This is a genomic window from Terrimicrobium sacchariphilum, assembly GCF_001613545.1.
GTDB classification, from domain to species: Bacteria; Verrucomicrobiota; Verrucomicrobiia; order Chthoniobacterales; family Terrimicrobiaceae; genus Terrimicrobium; species Terrimicrobium sacchariphilum.
This window is the reverse complement of record NZ_BDCO01000001.1, coordinates 126,541-142,052: the sequence shown is the minus strand read 5'-3', so window position 1 is coordinate 142,052 and position 15,512 is coordinate 126,541. Positions and strand designations below refer to the sequence as shown.

At 59.6% G+C, this 15,512-nt stretch carries 13 protein-coding genes; 8 read left to right on the top strand and 5 right to left on the bottom strand.

Annotation, left to right across the window (positions count from 1 at the left end; all coding sequences use genetic code 11):
* Position 1 precedes the first annotated feature (1 nt).
* The 3 genes from TSACC_RS00500 to TSACC_RS00485 form a co-directional block, all read right to left on the bottom strand.
* The gene (locus TSACC_RS00500; protein WP_075077442.1) at positions 2 to 454 is read right to left on the bottom strand and encodes a response regulator; all 453 of its coding nucleotides are present in this window, start codon (positions 452 to 454) and stop codon (positions 2 to 4) included.
* A complete protein-coding gene (locus TSACC_RS00495; protein WP_084400079.1) occupies positions 451 to 2,115 on the bottom strand; it encodes a PAS domain-containing sensor histidine kinase in 1,665 nt (554 codons plus the stop codon). The genes TSACC_RS00500 and TSACC_RS00495 overlap by 4 nt, the downstream gene beginning before the upstream one ends.
* A gap of 289 nt (positions 2,116 to 2,404) precedes the next feature.
* Positions 2,405 to 3,181, bottom strand: coding sequence for a helix-turn-helix transcriptional regulator (locus TSACC_RS00485; RefSeq protein ID WP_169809488.1), 777 nt, complete (start codon positions 3,179 to 3,181; stop codon positions 2,405 to 2,407).
* Between the two features lie 87 nt (positions 3,182 to 3,268).
* On the opposite strand from TSACC_RS00485, the gene TSACC_RS00480 reads away from it, so the two are divergent.
* The 6 genes from TSACC_RS00480 to TSACC_RS00455 all read left to right on the top strand — a co-directional run bounded on the left by TSACC_RS00480 (position 3,269) and on the right by TSACC_RS00455 (position 12,640).
* On the top strand, positions 3,269 to 5,740 hold the full coding sequence (locus TSACC_RS00480) for a beta-mannosidase (protein ID WP_075077440.1): 2,472 nt from the start codon (positions 3,269 to 3,271) through the stop codon (positions 5,738 to 5,740).
* 133 nt (positions 5,741 to 5,873) lie between these two features.
* Complete coding sequence (locus tag TSACC_RS00475) at positions 5,874 to 7,037, top strand: FIST signal transduction protein (RefSeq protein ID WP_075077439.1); 1,164 nt, start codon at positions 5,874 to 5,876, stop codon at positions 7,035 to 7,037.
* Positions 7,034 to 8,131, top strand: a complete 1,098-nt coding sequence (locus TSACC_RS00470; protein WP_075077438.1) for an efflux RND transporter periplasmic adaptor subunit — start codon at positions 7,034 to 7,036, stop codon at positions 8,129 to 8,131. The genes TSACC_RS00475 and TSACC_RS00470 overlap by 4 nt, the downstream gene beginning before the upstream one ends.
* A gap of 8 nt (positions 8,132 to 8,139) precedes the next feature.
* The gene (locus tag TSACC_RS00465) at positions 8,140 to 8,820 is read left to right on the top strand and encodes an ABC transporter ATP-binding protein (RefSeq protein WP_075077437.1); all 681 of its coding nucleotides are present in this window, start codon (positions 8,140 to 8,142) and stop codon (positions 8,818 to 8,820) included.
* Complete coding sequence (locus tag TSACC_RS00460) at positions 8,817 to 10,136, top strand: ABC transporter permease (RefSeq protein WP_075077436.1); 1,320 nt, start codon at positions 8,817 to 8,819, stop codon at positions 10,134 to 10,136. Before TSACC_RS00465 ends, TSACC_RS00460 begins: the two co-directional genes overlap by 4 nt.
* Positions 10,137 to 10,141: 5 nt before the next feature.
* On the top strand, positions 10,142 to 12,640 hold the full coding sequence (locus TSACC_RS00455) for a vWA domain-containing protein (protein ID WP_075077435.1): 2,499 nt from the start codon (positions 10,142 to 10,144) through the stop codon (positions 12,638 to 12,640).
* A 158-nt stretch (positions 12,641 to 12,798) separates the two neighbouring features.
* Here TSACC_RS00455 and TSACC_RS00450 read toward each other — a convergent pair whose 3' ends face one another.
* Positions 12,799 to 13,275, bottom strand: a complete 477-nt coding sequence (locus TSACC_RS00450) for a bifunctional nuclease family protein (RefSeq protein ID WP_075077434.1) — start codon at positions 13,273 to 13,275, stop codon at positions 12,799 to 12,801.
* A 9-nt stretch (positions 13,276 to 13,284) separates the two neighbouring features.
* Positions 13,285 to 13,839, bottom strand: a complete 555-nt coding sequence (locus TSACC_RS00445; RefSeq protein WP_075077433.1) for a gamma carbonic anhydrase family protein — start codon at positions 13,837 to 13,839, stop codon at positions 13,285 to 13,287.
* Positions 13,840 to 13,992: 153 nt separating this feature from the next.
* On the opposite strand from TSACC_RS00445, the gene TSACC_RS00440 reads away from it, so the two are divergent.
* Together TSACC_RS00440 and TSACC_RS00435 are read left to right on the top strand one after the other, a co-directional pair.
* Positions 13,993 to 14,262: an HU family DNA-binding protein gene (locus TSACC_RS00440; RefSeq protein ID WP_075077432.1), complete on the top strand. Its 270-nt coding sequence runs from the start codon at positions 13,993 to 13,995 to the stop codon at positions 14,260 to 14,262.
* Positions 14,263 to 14,415: 153 nt separating this feature from the next.
* Complete coding sequence (locus tag TSACC_RS00435; RefSeq protein WP_075077431.1) at positions 14,416 to 15,402, top strand: malate dehydrogenase; 987 nt, start codon at positions 14,416 to 14,418, stop codon at positions 15,400 to 15,402.
* Positions 15,403 to 15,512 lie beyond the last annotated feature (110 nt).

Genomic DNA, 15,512 nt, shown 5'->3' with positions numbered 1-15,512 from the left:
TTCAGACTTCCATTCGGGGTGACTGGTTCAGGAGGAGCCAATAAAAGCCGAGGTCGCGCACGGCGTTGGCGAAGCCTTCAAATTCCACTGGCTTCACGATGTAGCTGTTGGCGCCGAGCTTGTAGCATTCCGACACGTCGGTGTGTTCCTTTGACGAGGTCAGGATGATGACGGGGATGGACTGCGTGCGCGGGTCAGCCTTGATGCGTTTGAGCACTTCCAGCCCGTCGACCTTGGGCAGCTTCAGGTCGAGGAGAATGATGCTGGGGCCATTCTCGATGCGGCGCTCCATGTGCTCCTCGCTACCGAAGAGGAACTCCAGCGCCTCCGCTCCGTCGCGTGCGACCCTGATGTTGTTGGCCAGATTCGCCTTTTTGAGGGCTCTCAGGGTCAGTTCGAGATCCTGAGGATTATCCTCAACCAGCAGCAGTTCCACGATGTCGCTTTTGTTCATGAATGGTCTCCCAGGGTGAAATAAAAGGTGGCTCCGTGGTCTTCCTTCGCATCTGCCCAGGCCCGCCCGCCGTGGCGGTGGACGACGCGTTGCACGATGGCGAGGCCAACGCCGGTGCCTTCGTAATCCTCCGCCCGGTGCAGGCGCTGAAAGACCCCAAAAAGCTTGTCCGCATACCGCATATCAAACCCCGTCCCGTTATCCCGCACGAAATACACCGTCTCGCCATCCTGCAATATCGCGCCGATCTCGATGATCGCAGGATTACGCCGGCGCGTGTATTTGAAGGCATTGGAGAGAAGGTTGAGCCAGACCTGCTTCAGCAGGGCGAGATCGCCGGAGGCCGGCGGGAGGTCGCCTTGGCGGATCTCCACGATCCGGCGGTCATGCTGGGCGGAGAGCTCAGCCAATACATTGCGCACCAGTGTGTTCATCTCGACCGGCGACACGGCGAGCGGTCGGCGGCTCAGGCGGGAGAAGGTGAGCAGGTCGTCGATCAGGGTTCCCATCCGTTGCGCACCCTGCCGGATGATCTCCAGATAGCGGCGCCCCTCCTCGGGCAGCAGGGAGCCGTAGTCCTCCGCCACCGCCAGGGAAAAGCCGTCGATGGCTCGCAGTGGCGCCCGCAGGTCGTGGGAGACGGAATAGGAAAACGCCTCCAGCTCCTTATTGGCCGCCTCGAGCTGGCGGTTGACCTCCTGGACCTTGAGTGAGCTGACGAAAATCTCCGCTTCCATCTGTTCGCGCTGAGTCTGGGTCAGCTCGGCTTTGCTCGTCTGCCGCATCCTTTGCTGCATGAATGCCGTGACGTCCTCGACCCGGTGTATGATGAACTGGACGCGGCGGTTTTCGTCCAGAATTGGCGAATTGATGGGGCTCCAGTAGCGCTCCTCAAAGCGGCCTGCGTCGTCACGAATGTCGTAGCGCACAATCGGCATCGTGTGCGCCTCGGCGTTTTCGAGGACATGATGGAGCGACAGCCGCAGCTCCGTCGTCGCAGTTGATCCGCCTTCATTGGGATTGTCCGGAAAGACGTCAAAAAGGTTCCTCCCCGTGATGGCCTCTCTTTTTGTCATCGTCGCGGAGAGATAGGCATTGCTCGCTGCCACGATGTCAAAGGTGGGCGTCAGGACCACATAGAGGCCGGGCAGAGATTCCAGGAACGTCTGCAGCATGGCCGTGCGTCTCAGGACTCGCTGCTCCAGGTCGGCATTGAGGGTGCGCATTGCCTCCTCCGACTTTTTTCGTTCGGTGATGTCGACGATGACCGCCACGATCATCAGGTCGTCGGCGGTTTTGATAGGATTCAGGCCGATCTCGACCGGCACCTCCGTGCCATCGCGCCGCAGGGCGTAAAGCTCGCGGCCGTGCCCCATCGGCCGGGCCTCGGCCTTGTGCGCATATTCTCCCCGGAAGGCCGGATGCTGGCTCCGGTAGCGCTCCGGCACGAGGGCATCCACGGAACAGCCCTTGAGCCCGTCCTGGGGATAGCCCAGGAGACGCTCGCTCTCGGCATTGGCCTGGAGAATGACACCTTCCTTGTTGGTGAGGAGGGCGGCGTTTGGGATGGCGTCGACCAGAAATCGCAGGGCATCGTCAGTTTGCCAGCTGGATGCTAATTTGTCAGGGGAGAATGACGGGGGGTGGGGGAAGGGTTTCAAGCTTCTTCTCCTGTATTAGTTAATCTTAACTTTGCGTAAAAATTAAGACTCCCTGAAAGATAAGATCATCTCTTTGTCATTGGCCAGAAGAAACCAGTTGTGCGAACCTCCAGCCGGTACCCATATAGCGGCAAAGTATTGCCTGATAGAGCGCGAAAAAGTTTTCGGAACAAGAGTGCGAATCCCCGGATTGATCGTTCCCGCGGCAAGCGGCAAGAACTCCTTCTTGGGTAATAACGTAAAAGGAAGATTCTGCGGAAATGAGGAATGATACGTAATCGACGCCGCGTTATCGTCCGAGTTGCCGCTTGCGATAGGCGAGAGGCGTCTCTCCGGATCGGGATCGAAAGGTATGACAAAAAGCCGCCGCCGAGGTGAAGCCGCACCCCAGAGCGATTTCTTTGATTGACCGATCCGTGCCGGCGAGTTGCTCGCGGGCGGAGCGCAGGCGGTACTTGACGATCATTTCGTGCGGGGAGGCATTGAAGTATTCGCGGAACAGGGCATGCAGATGGGAACAGGAAACCCCGGCAGCGCGGGCTACCTGCGGCACGCTGATCTTCTCGCAATGGCGATACTCGATCGCCTGCAACGCGCGGCTCACCCGCATCGGAACCTTGACGGATTCCTGCCGGGCGCTTTGCGAGGCCTGGATCAGCATTGAGCCGATGATGAACTGCACGAGGCCGTCGCGGCTCACGGTCTCATCCGCATTCCACCGGACGGCCTGGTCGCAAAAGACGCGGGCGGATTCCAGGTCGGACCACACGGAGATGCGCGGGCATGGGCGGCTGTGGCCGGAGGCGACGCGCAGGTGGAGGGAGAGGCAGAAGTAGGGGTTCTTCCAGTCGCTGCGGGAGATCGTTTCCTCGCCGGTGATGTGCCAGAGCAGGTGGCCGGGCTTGATTTCCAGATACCCATCGGGAGTGCGCAACCATCCCCGGCCCCCGATGACCAGCTCCACTCGCTCGATGCCGTCGGTGACGACATCGTAGTCGGGCTCACTGCCTTCCGGCTGGTAGTACATGGCCACGCCGAGGAGCTCGTAGGGAGTAGAGCTTTTCACAAGCATTCAGAGGATTTTGATATCAAATGCAGTGGAGGCGCGGATGTAAATGGGGAATATGGAGTGAAAGAATAGTTTTTCGCTATCATGCTTCAACAACCTCTCCTCTCCGATTGGAAATTTCTCGATCCTCAATCCCGTCGCTGGCTCGCCGCGCAGGTACCCGGATGTGCACATACCGACCTCCTGAGCCATGACTTGATCCCCGACCCGTACTGGGGGCGCAACGAACTGGCGCTCCAGCACCTGGAGGAGCTCGATTTCACCTATCGCAAGACCTTTGCCATCGACGAGGCGGTACTCGCCGAGGAGCGGGTGGATCTCGTCTTTGAGGGCATCGACACGGTCGCGACCATCGTTTTCAACGGGAAGGAGCTCGCCAGAGTGGACAATATGTTCATTGGCTACCGGTTTGACGTGACCCGGCTGCTCAAGGCCGACGGGGAAAATGTCCTCGAGGTCAGATTTCGCAGCCCGTTGAAGGAGATACGGGATCGTCTCACGGGAGAGGAACTCATCGAGTGGAACGATCCCGTGGGCGGAAGCTCCCTTCTGCGAAAGGAAGCCCGCTCGTTTGGCTGGGACTGGGGTCCGCGCTTTGCCTCCTCCGGGTTGTGGAAATCGGTGTATCTCGAGGCTTGGAGCGAAAATCGCTTTCGCTCGGTGGGCATCCGCCAGGAGCATTCGCGTGGCAAGGTGAAGCTCAGCTTCACCCCCCGCATGGAGCGACGGTCCGCCGGTAAGCTCGCGGGAACCCTCTCGCTCGACGGCAAGAAGATCGCGGAGTTTCAGGGCACCGAGGTCGTCATCAAGGACCCCGCGCTATGGTGGCCCAATGGGCATGGGGAGCAGCCGCTCTACACGGTCGAGCTTCGCTGGCTGGACAAGTCGGGCTGCGTGATCGACACCTGGCAGCGAAAGATCGGGCTGCGCACCATCGAACTCGATCGTCATCCGGACGAATTTGGCGAGTCCTTCCAGTTCGTCGTGAACGGGCGTGTCATCTTTGCCAAAGGAGCCAACTGGATTCCCGCCGATAGCTTTGTCGCCCGGGTGACCCGCGAGGATTACGACAACCTTCTAAGCTCGGCCGCAGATGCCCACATGAATATGATCCGCGTCTGGGGCGGCGGCATCTACGAGAAGGAGGACTTTTATGACCTCTGCGACGAGAAGGGCCTCCTCGTGTGGCAGGACTTCATGTTTGCCTGCGCGCTGTACCCGGGCGACAGGCCATTCCTCGCCAGCGTGAAGGCCGAGGCAGCGTATCAGGTCCAGAGGCTTGCGCATCGCGCCTGTCTCGCGCTGTGGTGCGGCAACAACGAGATCGAGCAGATGCCGGACCAGATCGTCGCCACCAAGGCGAGGAAGAAAGCCTACGAGTCGGTCTTTTACCGCATCCTGCCCGAGGCCGTGGCTCTATACGATGGAACCACCACCTATTGGCCGTGTTCACCGCATAATCCGGAGGGGTACGAAAAAGGCCACAACAACGAGCGGGCGGGCGACTGCCACTTCTGGGACGTCTGGCACATGCGCAAACCGGTAAGTACCTATGAGGAGAAGAACTTCCGCTTCTGCTCCGAGTTTGGCATGCAATCCTACAGCTCGCCGGAGGTGGCAAAGACCTACTGCAGCGAGGAGGACATGAATGTCTTCGGGCCGGTGATGGAGAATCACCAGAAGAACGGCGCGGGCAACCTCATCATCATGGACTACGTGTCCCGGCTCTATCGGTTCCCGAGGGATTACCGCTCCCTGGCTTACCTCTCCCAACTCAACCAGGCATATTGCATGAAAGTAGGCATTGAGCACTTCCGTCGCTCCATGCCCCGTACGATGGGAGCACTCTACTGGCAACTCAATGACTGCTGGCCGGTCGCCTCGTGGAGCAGTCTGGAGTACAAGGGGCGCTGGAAGGCGTTGCAATACGAGTCCCGACGCTTCTTCGCTCCGGCTCTCCTGAGCCTCAAGGTGCTGGGCGCGGAGTCCATCGGCAAAAACAACATCGCTCTCAGTACTGTGCATGGAGTGGAGATTCACTCCGTTTACGACGGGCTGGCTCCGCAGCAAAAGGCACGGCTCAATTGGAGCATCGAGACTCTCGATGGCAAGGTCCTTCGCTCCGGCTCCCGCAAGTTCGTGCTGGAGTATGGCCAGTCGGTGCTCCAGGAAACGGTGGATGCTCGCAAGGAGTTGGCGAAATACGGTGCGTCGGAAATCTACCTGAAGGCCGAGTTGGTCACCGAGGACGGTGCTGTGGCTCGTCGTACGGCATTCTTTACGGCACAGAGGTATCTCAACCTCAAGCGCTCGCCGATCCGCTCAAGGGTGAAGGCGGTGTCCAAGACACAGTTTGAAGTCGCTCTGGCGTCGAAGACCTTTCACCATGCGGTGCAGGTGAACTTCCCAGCGCTCGAGTTCCGCGCCGATGACAACTTTGTCGATCTGTATGCCGGCGAGGAACGGACGATCACGATCACGCTGAGCGAGGCGGCAAGCCTGTCGGCAGTGAAGGATCAACTGGAGATTTTCTCACTCGTCGACAGCTTCGAGTAGGGGAGCAGGGACGGACGCCGGGGGGCGGAATGATCGTTCCCCGGCGACTCGTTCGGCCTAAATCACTTACGTGGGATGAAAATCAGCGCCACGGGCGTTGACAATACAGCGGATCGCAGGAAAATCATCTGCGATGAAGAAATGCGCCAGTGTACATAGGCAAGGGAGTTTCGACGCGGCGGAGGTCGTGAGTGCGGCTGCCGAGTTGCGGACTGCCACGGGAGGAAATGCCTCCATCGCGTTTGCCTTTGTGACGCCGGATTATGTACCCCATCTCTCCGAGTTTGCCGAGATCGTACGCGTGGATGGCCACGTGGTCGATGTCGTGGGTTGTACCGGCGTTGGCCTGACCTCAAACGGGGTCGAGGAAGAGACGGGATCAGGTTTCAGCCTTCTCGCTGTCGACGCTCCAGAGGCCTCCTTTGAGGTCGTCACGCTGAAGGAATCGACCCTTGAGGGTTCCGCCGGGACATCGACGTGGAAGAAAATCGCGGGGTCGACTGATCCCTCTGCCTGGATCTCACTGGCCAATCCGTTTCTATTCGATGTCGAGACATGGCTTGCCGAATGGAACAAGGCATTTCCGAATATTCCATGCATCGGGGGATTGGCTTCCGGGGAGGAGGAAACCACGGCGGTTTTCTGGAATGACAAGATTGTCGATGCACTCGTGCTCGGAGTAAAGGGCATGCGCGTATTGCCGCTGGTCAGTCAGGGGTGCCGCCCGATAGGAGAGCCTCTCACTGTGACCAAGGCGGAAAATAATATTGTTTACGCTCTCGGATCCCATCCGGCGTATGAGGCGCTCGAGTCTGCTTTTGAAGGGCTGACCGATGGCGAAAAGGCCTCGGCAAAGGGCAATCTTTTTGCCGGACTGGCTGGTACGGAGTACGTGGAGGATTTCAAACCGGGCGACTTTTTGATCCGCAATATTCTCGGCGCAGACCCCAATTCTGGCGCGGTTGTCATCGGAGGCATCCCGCGCATCGGACAAACTTTGCAGTACCAGCTACGGGACAAAGATTCCGCGGATAACGAGTGGCGCTCCGTCCTGCGGCATGCGGTATTGGAGGGGGTAAAGCCTTCTGCCTCATTGCTTTTTGCGTGTGCAGGACGTGGGTCGGGATTGTTTGGAAGTTCAAGCCACGACGCCGGATTGCTGGAGGAAATCCTCGGAGATCATCCGAGTGCGGGCTTCCTTTGCAGCGGGGAAATCGGCCCGGTGGTCGACAAGAACCACATTCATTCCTATACTGCCTCCTGCGCTCTTTTCTTCGAAGAGCGGAGTGAAACATGAAGCTTCCCACCAGATTCATACTCTTCGCGGTCATTGTGGCCGGGCTCGGCTACGCCGGGTTCCATTGGTATTCCGGAAAGTCAGCGACGGGAGCTCCGGAACCCGCCCCCGGTGAGACGATCGTGACGGCGGAACGCCGGGATATCGAATCTTCCCTCCTCCTCACGGGCGAGGTGACGCCATCGCTTCAGATCGACGTAAAGCCAGAGGTGGGCGGCAAGATCAAGAAGATCCATGTCGCCATCGGCGATACCGTGGCGCGAGGTGACATGCTTGCCACCATCGACGATCGTGATCTCCAGACGGAGCGGGCAGGTGCGCTTACCGAGATCGAAGGCGCCAAGCTGGCAGTGGACAAGACCCGAGGGAATTACGAGCGCGCCAAGGCCCTCTACCAGCAGAAGCTCATCAGCAAGGAGGTTTATTCCAATCTGGAGTCCGATTTTGCCATCGCTGAGAACAACCTGGAAAAAGCCCAGCGCCGGCTTCAAACCGTGGACGACAAGCTGCGCAAAACGGTGATTACGGCTCCTTTTGATGGCACCGTTCTGGACATTCCGGATTCGGTCAACGAAGGGCAGGTCGTCACGGCCGCCGCCAGTGTGAACTCCGGCACGACGATGATGAAGTTTGCCAGCCTTTCCCGGCTCATGATCGATTCGCATGTCAATCAAGCCGATGCTCCGAATCTCGTCGTCGGGCAAAAAGTAGACATCGCGGTTGTCGATGGAATGACGGGTTCCCTTACGGCGCGCATTGAATCCATCGCCCCTCTGGCGACCGTGAAAAACAACGTTAAAGGGTTCAAGGTCGAGGCAGAGATCGATCAGGGCGTGGGACGCTTGAAGCCCGGCATGTCGGTGAGCATGATCGTACCTATCGGCAAGGTCGCCAACGCGGTCTCCGTACCGGTGACGGCAGTGTTTCGCGATCGGCGGGATAATATTGTCTATGTTCGACGCGGAGCGACGACAGAGCGCCGCAAGGTTACGATCGGCCTTACCGATTTCTCGTTTGCCGAGGTGAAGGCTGGTCTTAATGAGGGAGAGGAGATCCTGCTTGAGGAACCCTCCAAGATGCCGGCGAAATCCTAGCGAACGTCGTGGCTCTCGTCCTCCTGGAAAACGTCGTCAAGTCGTATCGGATCGGTGATCAGGAGATCCGCGCCCTTGATGGAATCAACCTTCGTATCGAGGAGGGAGAGTTCATCGCCATCATCGGCCCCAGCGGCAGTGGCAAGTCCACTCTCATGCATTTGCTCGGCTGCCTGGATACCCCTTCCTCCGGGCGTATGCAGCTCTTTGGCCGGGATCTTACCTCGGCCCGTGCCGATACTCTGGCCCAGGTGCGAAACAAGGAGATCGGATTCGTTTTCCAGTCCTTCAATCTTCTTCCGAAGATCGATGTGGTGCGCAACATTGAGTTGCCGCTCCTGTACTCCGGCATTCCCGCGGCCGAACGAAGGAAGAGAGCCATCGAGGTGGCGGAATCTGTCGGGCTGGGGGCTCGTCTCAACAACCGGCCGACGCAACTCAGCGGTGGTCAGTGTCAGCGCGTGGCCATCGCCCGCGCCCTGGTGAATCGGCCCCGCATCATTTTCGGCGACGAACCGACGGGCAATCTCGACTCGGCCACCGGCGAGATGGTGCTCCAGATGTTCCGCGACCTCCATGCCTCTGGTCGCACTGTGGTGTTGGTGACGCACGATCCTGACGTCGCGGCGGTGACAAAGCGGGTCATCGAGATTCGCGACGGAAAGGTCCGCAGGGAATACAATCCATGAATCTCTGGATCACTCTCGAGACGGGGCTGAGGGAGATCGCCGCCCACAAGTTTCGCAGCTTTCTTTCCATGCTCGGCATCGTGCTGGGCGTGAGCAGCCTCATTGCCACGATGTCGCTTACCAATGGTATCGAACGCGGCACGAAGGCCTTCATGCAGCAGGTCGGCGGGCTGGAACTCGTCACCGTCATTGGTAAGGAGATCTCCGCAGAGATGATCGAGTTTGCCAATCTCTCCCCGGGTCGCACGGTGCAGGATGCGCGCGCGATCCTGGCATCCACGCCGATGGTTACGGAGGTTTCTCCTGAGATCAATATCGGCGCGCTGCTTTCCTCCGGACCGATCTCCCAACGTATGCAGGTTTCTGGAGCCTGGCCGGATTATTTTGTAGTCAATCGGCACGAGATCGCGGCGGGGCGCTTTCTGACCCAGCTGGATGTCGACCGGGCGGCACACTCCGTCGTGATCGGAGATTCCATCCTGAAACGGTTCTGGCCGAATCTCCCGGCTGAAGATGCCGTGGGACGCATTTTAACCATCAATCAGACCCCCTTCAAAGTTGTCGGAGTGCTGAATGTCTACGAGAGGGAGCAGGACAAGCGCATGAGGGAGATCGTGAAGGCTCGCCAGTCGCAACCGACCTCCAAGTCACAGAACCGCTGGGATCCGTTTCGCCGCAAAAACGAGTCTGTCATCATTCCACTCAGCACGATGTTTTTTGAATACAAGTCCGGCCAGCTTCCCGAGGATTCTCTCGATTCCATTCGCTTGGACAACCTGTCATTTCGCGTTGGCGACTTGGATCGATTCCGCGAGACCTTGAGCATGGTGCGCAATGCCCTCAACATCACCCACCGCGGGGTGGATGACTTCGATCTTCAGACTCGCGAGGAGTGGTTTCAGGGCATGGAGGCGAGTATCTCCGCCACCCGGTTGAGCGGCGGCCTGATCGCGGCCATCAGTCTCGTCGTGGGTGGCATTGGCATTACAAACATCATGCTGGCCAGTATCACGGAACGCGTGCGTGAGATCGGCATCCGTCTTGCCGTGGGAGCGAGGGGGGCGGATATCTTTTTGCAGATCCTGGTCGAGAGCGTTTCGGTTGCATTCATCGGCGGGATCATCGGCATCGCGGCGGGTTTCGGGCTGATCAAGCTCCTGATTGCAGTCGCGCCGAGTGAGAACGTTCCCTATGTGTCCCTGGACTCGATCGTGATCAGCGTGGTGTTTGCGATCATTGCGGGTGTGCTGTCTGGTATTTACCCGGCCCTGCGCGCTTCGCGACTCGACCCGATCAGCGCCCTGAGATACGAATAGCCGCCATGTTTCATCTGGGCGCTCCGTATTGGCTGCTTCTGCTGCCTTGCGTCGCTCTCGTTGCCTGGCTGCTGCCCCGGGCGGGGCTATGGCGCCCGTTGCGACTCTCCTGCCTGGTTCTCCTTGTTTTCTATCTGGCCCGACCTGAGTGGAACATGACGCCGCCCGGCATGGACTTGATCGTGCTGATGGATCGATCGTCGTCGGCATCGGAGTGGATCGAACCGCGCCGCGAGGAGATCGAGCGGCTGTTGGAGGCCAAGCGGGGCATGGACGACCGGCTTCGTATCGTGGACTTTGCCGCCGCCCCTCTGGAGCGCGAGGGAGGCAGATCGTTTGAGTCCCCGCGTGGCGAGACTCGCATGAGGCTCGTTCTTGAGTACGCTCTCGGCTTGCGCGATCCGGCGAGGGCTACGCGGTTGCTCATGGTTACCGACGGCGTTTCCACCGAGTCCCTCGGCGAAATGTCGACCAGGCTGGCTGCGGCGAAAGTCCCTCTCGATCTGCGCATGGAAAACCGCTCCTCCGCAGGCGATGCCGGGATCACCCGGGTGAATGCACCTCTGCGAGTGCAGGCAGGTCAGGGGATGATGGTGGAATTTGAGGCGTTTTCCTTTGAGGATCAGGAGATACCTTATGAGGTTCTGCGTGATGGAGTGCGTATCGGAACAGGGGCGGTCTCCGTACGGCGGGGCCGGGGACACGGTCGAGTCGCTCTGCGGGCGGAGAAGGGGGGAGCGCATCGGTACGATGTCCGGTTGATTCCCCTCCAGGACTCGCGCATGGCCAACAACTCAGGTTCCGTTTGGATCGAGACAGTTTCCGGACCGGGCGTTCTGCTCGTGAGTCCTTATCCAGACGATCCCGTGGCGGCGGCTTTGGTTCGGGGTGGTGTGGCGGTCCAGGTCGTCAATGATCCGTCCCGCCTGCATGCGGGGGACTTGTCTGGGTCGCGACTTGTGATCTTGAACAATATGCCCGCCAATCGTCTGCCCGCTGCTTTTCTGGGCGCGCTGCCTTTCTTTGTAAAAGAGCAGGGTGGCGGTTTGCTTATGTCCGGCGGGGCTCAGAGTTTCGGTGCCGGCGGCTACTTTGAGTCCCAGGTGGACCCTTTACTGCCCGTATCCATGGAGTTGCGAGAGGAGCATCGCAAACTGGCGGTGGCGATGGCCATCGTGCTGGATCGTTCCGGGAGCATGGCCGTTTCGGCCGGAGGTGGAGCTACCAAGATGGACCTGGCAAACGAAGGCGCGGCCCGCGCAATCGAACTGCTGGGCGCAATGGACGCCGTGGCCGTCTATGCTGTGGATAGCGAGGCGCATGAGGTGGTGCCCTTCTCCATGATCGGGCGGGATAAGGCGAAGATGGCGGAGGATGTGCGGAGCATCCGCAGCGCCGGCGGAGGGATCTATGTGTATACGGGGTTGAAAGCAGCCTGGGAGGCGCTGAAGACCTCCACCGCGGGCCAGCGCCACGTGATCCTCTTTGCCGATGCGGCCGACGCGGAGGAGCCGGGAGATTATCGGCACCTCCTCGGGGAGATGAAGGCCCAGGGAACGACCGTCAGTGTCATCGGTCTGGGGTCCTCCACTGACAGCGACGCCAATTTCCTCGCCGACGTGGCGGCGCTGGGTGGAGGTCGTATATTCTTTAATGCCGACCCGGCTCAACTCCCTGGCCTGTTTGCGCAGGAAACAGTTGCGATTGCGAGGTCAGCATTTCTCAAGGAGCCGGTAGCGACTGTCAGCGCTGGCGGATGGTCGGAGATTTCTCCTCGCCGCATGGACTGGTTGCCGCAGGTCGACGGCTACAACCTTAGTTATTTGCGCCCAGGGGCGTCTGTTGCGCTGATCTCGGGCGACGAATATAAAGCTCCCTTGGTTTCTTTCTGGCAGCGTGGCATCGGGCGGGTGGCGGCGGTTTGCTTTCCGATGGCGGGAGAATACTCGACGGCATTCCGTGACTGGCCTGCTGCGCCAGACTTTGTGCAAACGCTTGCCCGATGGCTTTTGCCCCTGGACGCCCCGCAGGGGACCAGCCTGAAGGTCAGGACGGAGGGCAACGACGTGCGGATCGAATTGCTTACCGATGATTCCTGGACCGAGCGCCTCGCGAAAGCTCCTCCGGTCCTGATCGTTTCGGACGACTTGTCCGCCGAACCCCGGACCGTTCCCTGGGAGCAAATCGAGCCGCGAAAACTGGAAGCGAGAGTTCCTCTCCGACCTGGGAAGCCCCTGAGGGGCGTTGTACGGGCCGGGGACCTGCGTTGGGGTTTTGGTCCGGTCGCTCCATCGGTCGATCCCGAGTGGGATTCTGCCTCGGAACGCGTGGATGAGGTGCGCGCGGTGAGTGCTGCCAGCGGCGGACGAGTCATCACCGATCTGCGCCAGGCCTGGGTGCGCCCCGCTACGGAAGGCTATGCCTCGCTGGGAAACTGGCTGCTGCTGCTCGTGGCCTTGGCTTTCCTGGTCGATGCCGGGTGGACGCGATGGAGAGGACTCTAGAGCAGATCGGGTCCATCTATGGATATTGCTCGGTTGGAGCGATCCATGGGTGTCGGCCCGTTGGGAGGGATGTAACCATTCATTCCGTGCAATCCCAGTATGATGCCGCTCCCTCCGGGCATTCACCGGGCACCGGCTCCATCTTTATCTAGGCCGCTCTAGTCCTCTTCTTCGTCGTCGCCAGACTGCTCCTGCTGTTGCTGCTGCATCGAGGCCAGCACGTCGGACATATCCTCGACCTCATCCCAAACTTCTCGGCTCACGTAGATCGGGGCCTTTTGCTGGCAGGCCAAGGCAATACAGTCGCTGGGCCGGGCATCGAGTTCGATGATCTTGCGCTGCTGGAGTTCGTTCTCCGCAGTAAGGATCAGGCGTCCGAAGTAAGTGCCGCTCTTGAGATCATTGATGACGACGCGATCGACCTTTGCCCCGAGTGAGGCCAGGATGAGTGCCATGAGATCATGGGTGAGGGGACGCTCCTTGGCGGTGCCGTTGAGGAACATATTGATCGCGCTGCCGACACTCGGGTCGACGTAAATGACGAAGACCTTCTCGACATTTCCGACAAACACGGCGACGCCAGCACTCGTCGGAATGATCGCTCGAACAAAAATCTGTTCCACCGGCTTGCTCATGAGAGCAGACTAGCAGCAGGTCGATGGGCGGGCAACCTTGGCCATACCCGAGAGGTAAGCCCGCGACACGGTGACATAGCGTTCCGCCCACACGCGCACCTTGGCCTGCTCTTCCGCGCTGAGTTGCCGCTTGATCACTGCGGGCGACCCCAGCACGAGCGACCCCGGCGGTACCACCATGCGGCCGGTGACCACAGCGCCTGCACCGATGATGCTCCGGGCGCCAACCCTGGCTCCATCGAGCACGACCGCACCCATGCCGACAAGCACCTCGTCACCGATCTCGCAGGCATGGACAATGGCTTGGTGGCCAATGGTGACCCATTCTCCGATGATGGCCGGTTTGTCATCCGCTACATGAACGACGGAACCGTCCTGCACATTGGAGTGGGCTCCGATCAGGATGGGCGCGATATCGCCACGCAGGGAACATCCGGGCCAGATGCTTGCCTCCTCACCGATCGTTACGTCGCCGGCAACAAAGGCTCCGGGAGCAATGTAGGCAGTGGATGCGATCTGTGGTTCCCGCCCGAGATACAGGGCAATTTGTTCCTCAAAGGTCATGCCGATCTATAAAGCCAGGGCCGGCCTCCCGCAACTCCATGTCGATTTGCTATTTTGCAAAAATGTGCTTTCCTCATTTTTTCCTCTGAAAACGTTGACAGAGGCGGGCCGACTTAGTCATAGTCCGCCCTAGTCTCAATCTTTTCTCCTTCAATGAACAAAGTTGCACTCGTCGAAGCCGTCCAGAAATCTCTCGGAACCAGCAAAGCAGATGCGGAGCGCGCGGTTAACGCGGTGATCGATGGCATCAAGCTCGGCGTCAAGAAAACGAAGACGGTGCAGCTCATCGGCTTCGGAACCTTCAAGGTCGCCAGCCGCAAAGCCCGCACGGGTGTGAATCCGAAGACCGGCCAGAAGATCAAGATCAAGGCCTCCAAGACGGTCAAGTTCGTCGCAGGCAAGGCTCTCAAGGAGCTCGTCTAAAAACCACTTTCTCCCCCAGCACCGAGGAACCCCGTATTGCCGCGAGGCAAACGGGGTTTCTCATTTTCCGGAACGGCGGTTTACGCGAAATTCTTCACGATTTCTGCTTTTGTCCTTTGGGAAAACGCCATCTTGCATTAGTTTTATTAATGTATGAAAGCTCCCATTAAAGTCGCTGTGACCGGCGCCGCGGGTCAGATCGGATACTCTCTCCTTCCCCGTATTGCTTCCGGTTCCGTTTTCGGCCCGGACCAGCCTGTCGAACTTCGCCTCATCGAAATCCCCAACGCTCTCAAGCCGCTCGAGGGTGTCGTGATGGAACTCAACGACTGCTCGTTCCCGCTTCTTTCCAATATCGTTGCCACGGCTGACCTCGACGAAGGTTTCAGCGGCGCGAACTGGGCTCTCCTCGTCGGCAGCGTGCCGCGCAAGGCCGGTATGGAGCGCAAGGACCTACTCGGCATCAATGGCAAGATCTTCATCTCCCAGGGCGCTGCCATCGCCAAGAACGCGGCTTCCGACGTGCGCGTCGTCGTCGTGGGCAACCCCTGCAACACGAACTGTCTCATCGCCATGAACAATGGCCGCGACGTGCCCAGCGACCGCTGGTTTGCCATGACCCGTCTCGACGAGAACCGCGCCAAGTCGCAGCTCGCCACCAAGGCCGGGGTGCACTCCACCGCCGTTTCCAACGTCGCCATCTGGGGCAACCACTCCAGCACGCTCTATCCGGATTTTGAAAACGCGAAGATCAACGGCAAGCCGGTGACCTCCGTCATCACGGACACCCAGTGGCTCGAGAATGACTTCATCAAGAGCGTCCAGCTCCGTGGTGCGGCCATCATCGAGGCCCGCGGTCTCTCCTCGGCCAAGTCCGCCGCGCATGGCGTGGTCGATACTGTGCGCTCGATCATCGAGCCGACCGCCGCTGGCGATTTCCACAGCGTGGCTCTGTGCTCCGACGGCAGCTATGGCATCGAGGCCGGGCTCATCACCTCGTTCCCGGTTCGCTCCAACGGCTCGAAGCTCGAGATCGTTCAGGGCCTTCCGCTCAGCGATTTCAGCAAGGGCAAGATCGAAGCCACCGTCAACGAGCTCAAGCAGGAGCGCGAGATGGTGAAGGAACTGATCCCCGCCTAATCGGCTGATCATCTGATCTCCGGGACGCCGGTGTCGCAGGACATCGGCGTCCTTTCTTTTTCGGGACGGGAGCTTTCCGGAAAAGATGTCGGGTAACAAAACCCCGGCAG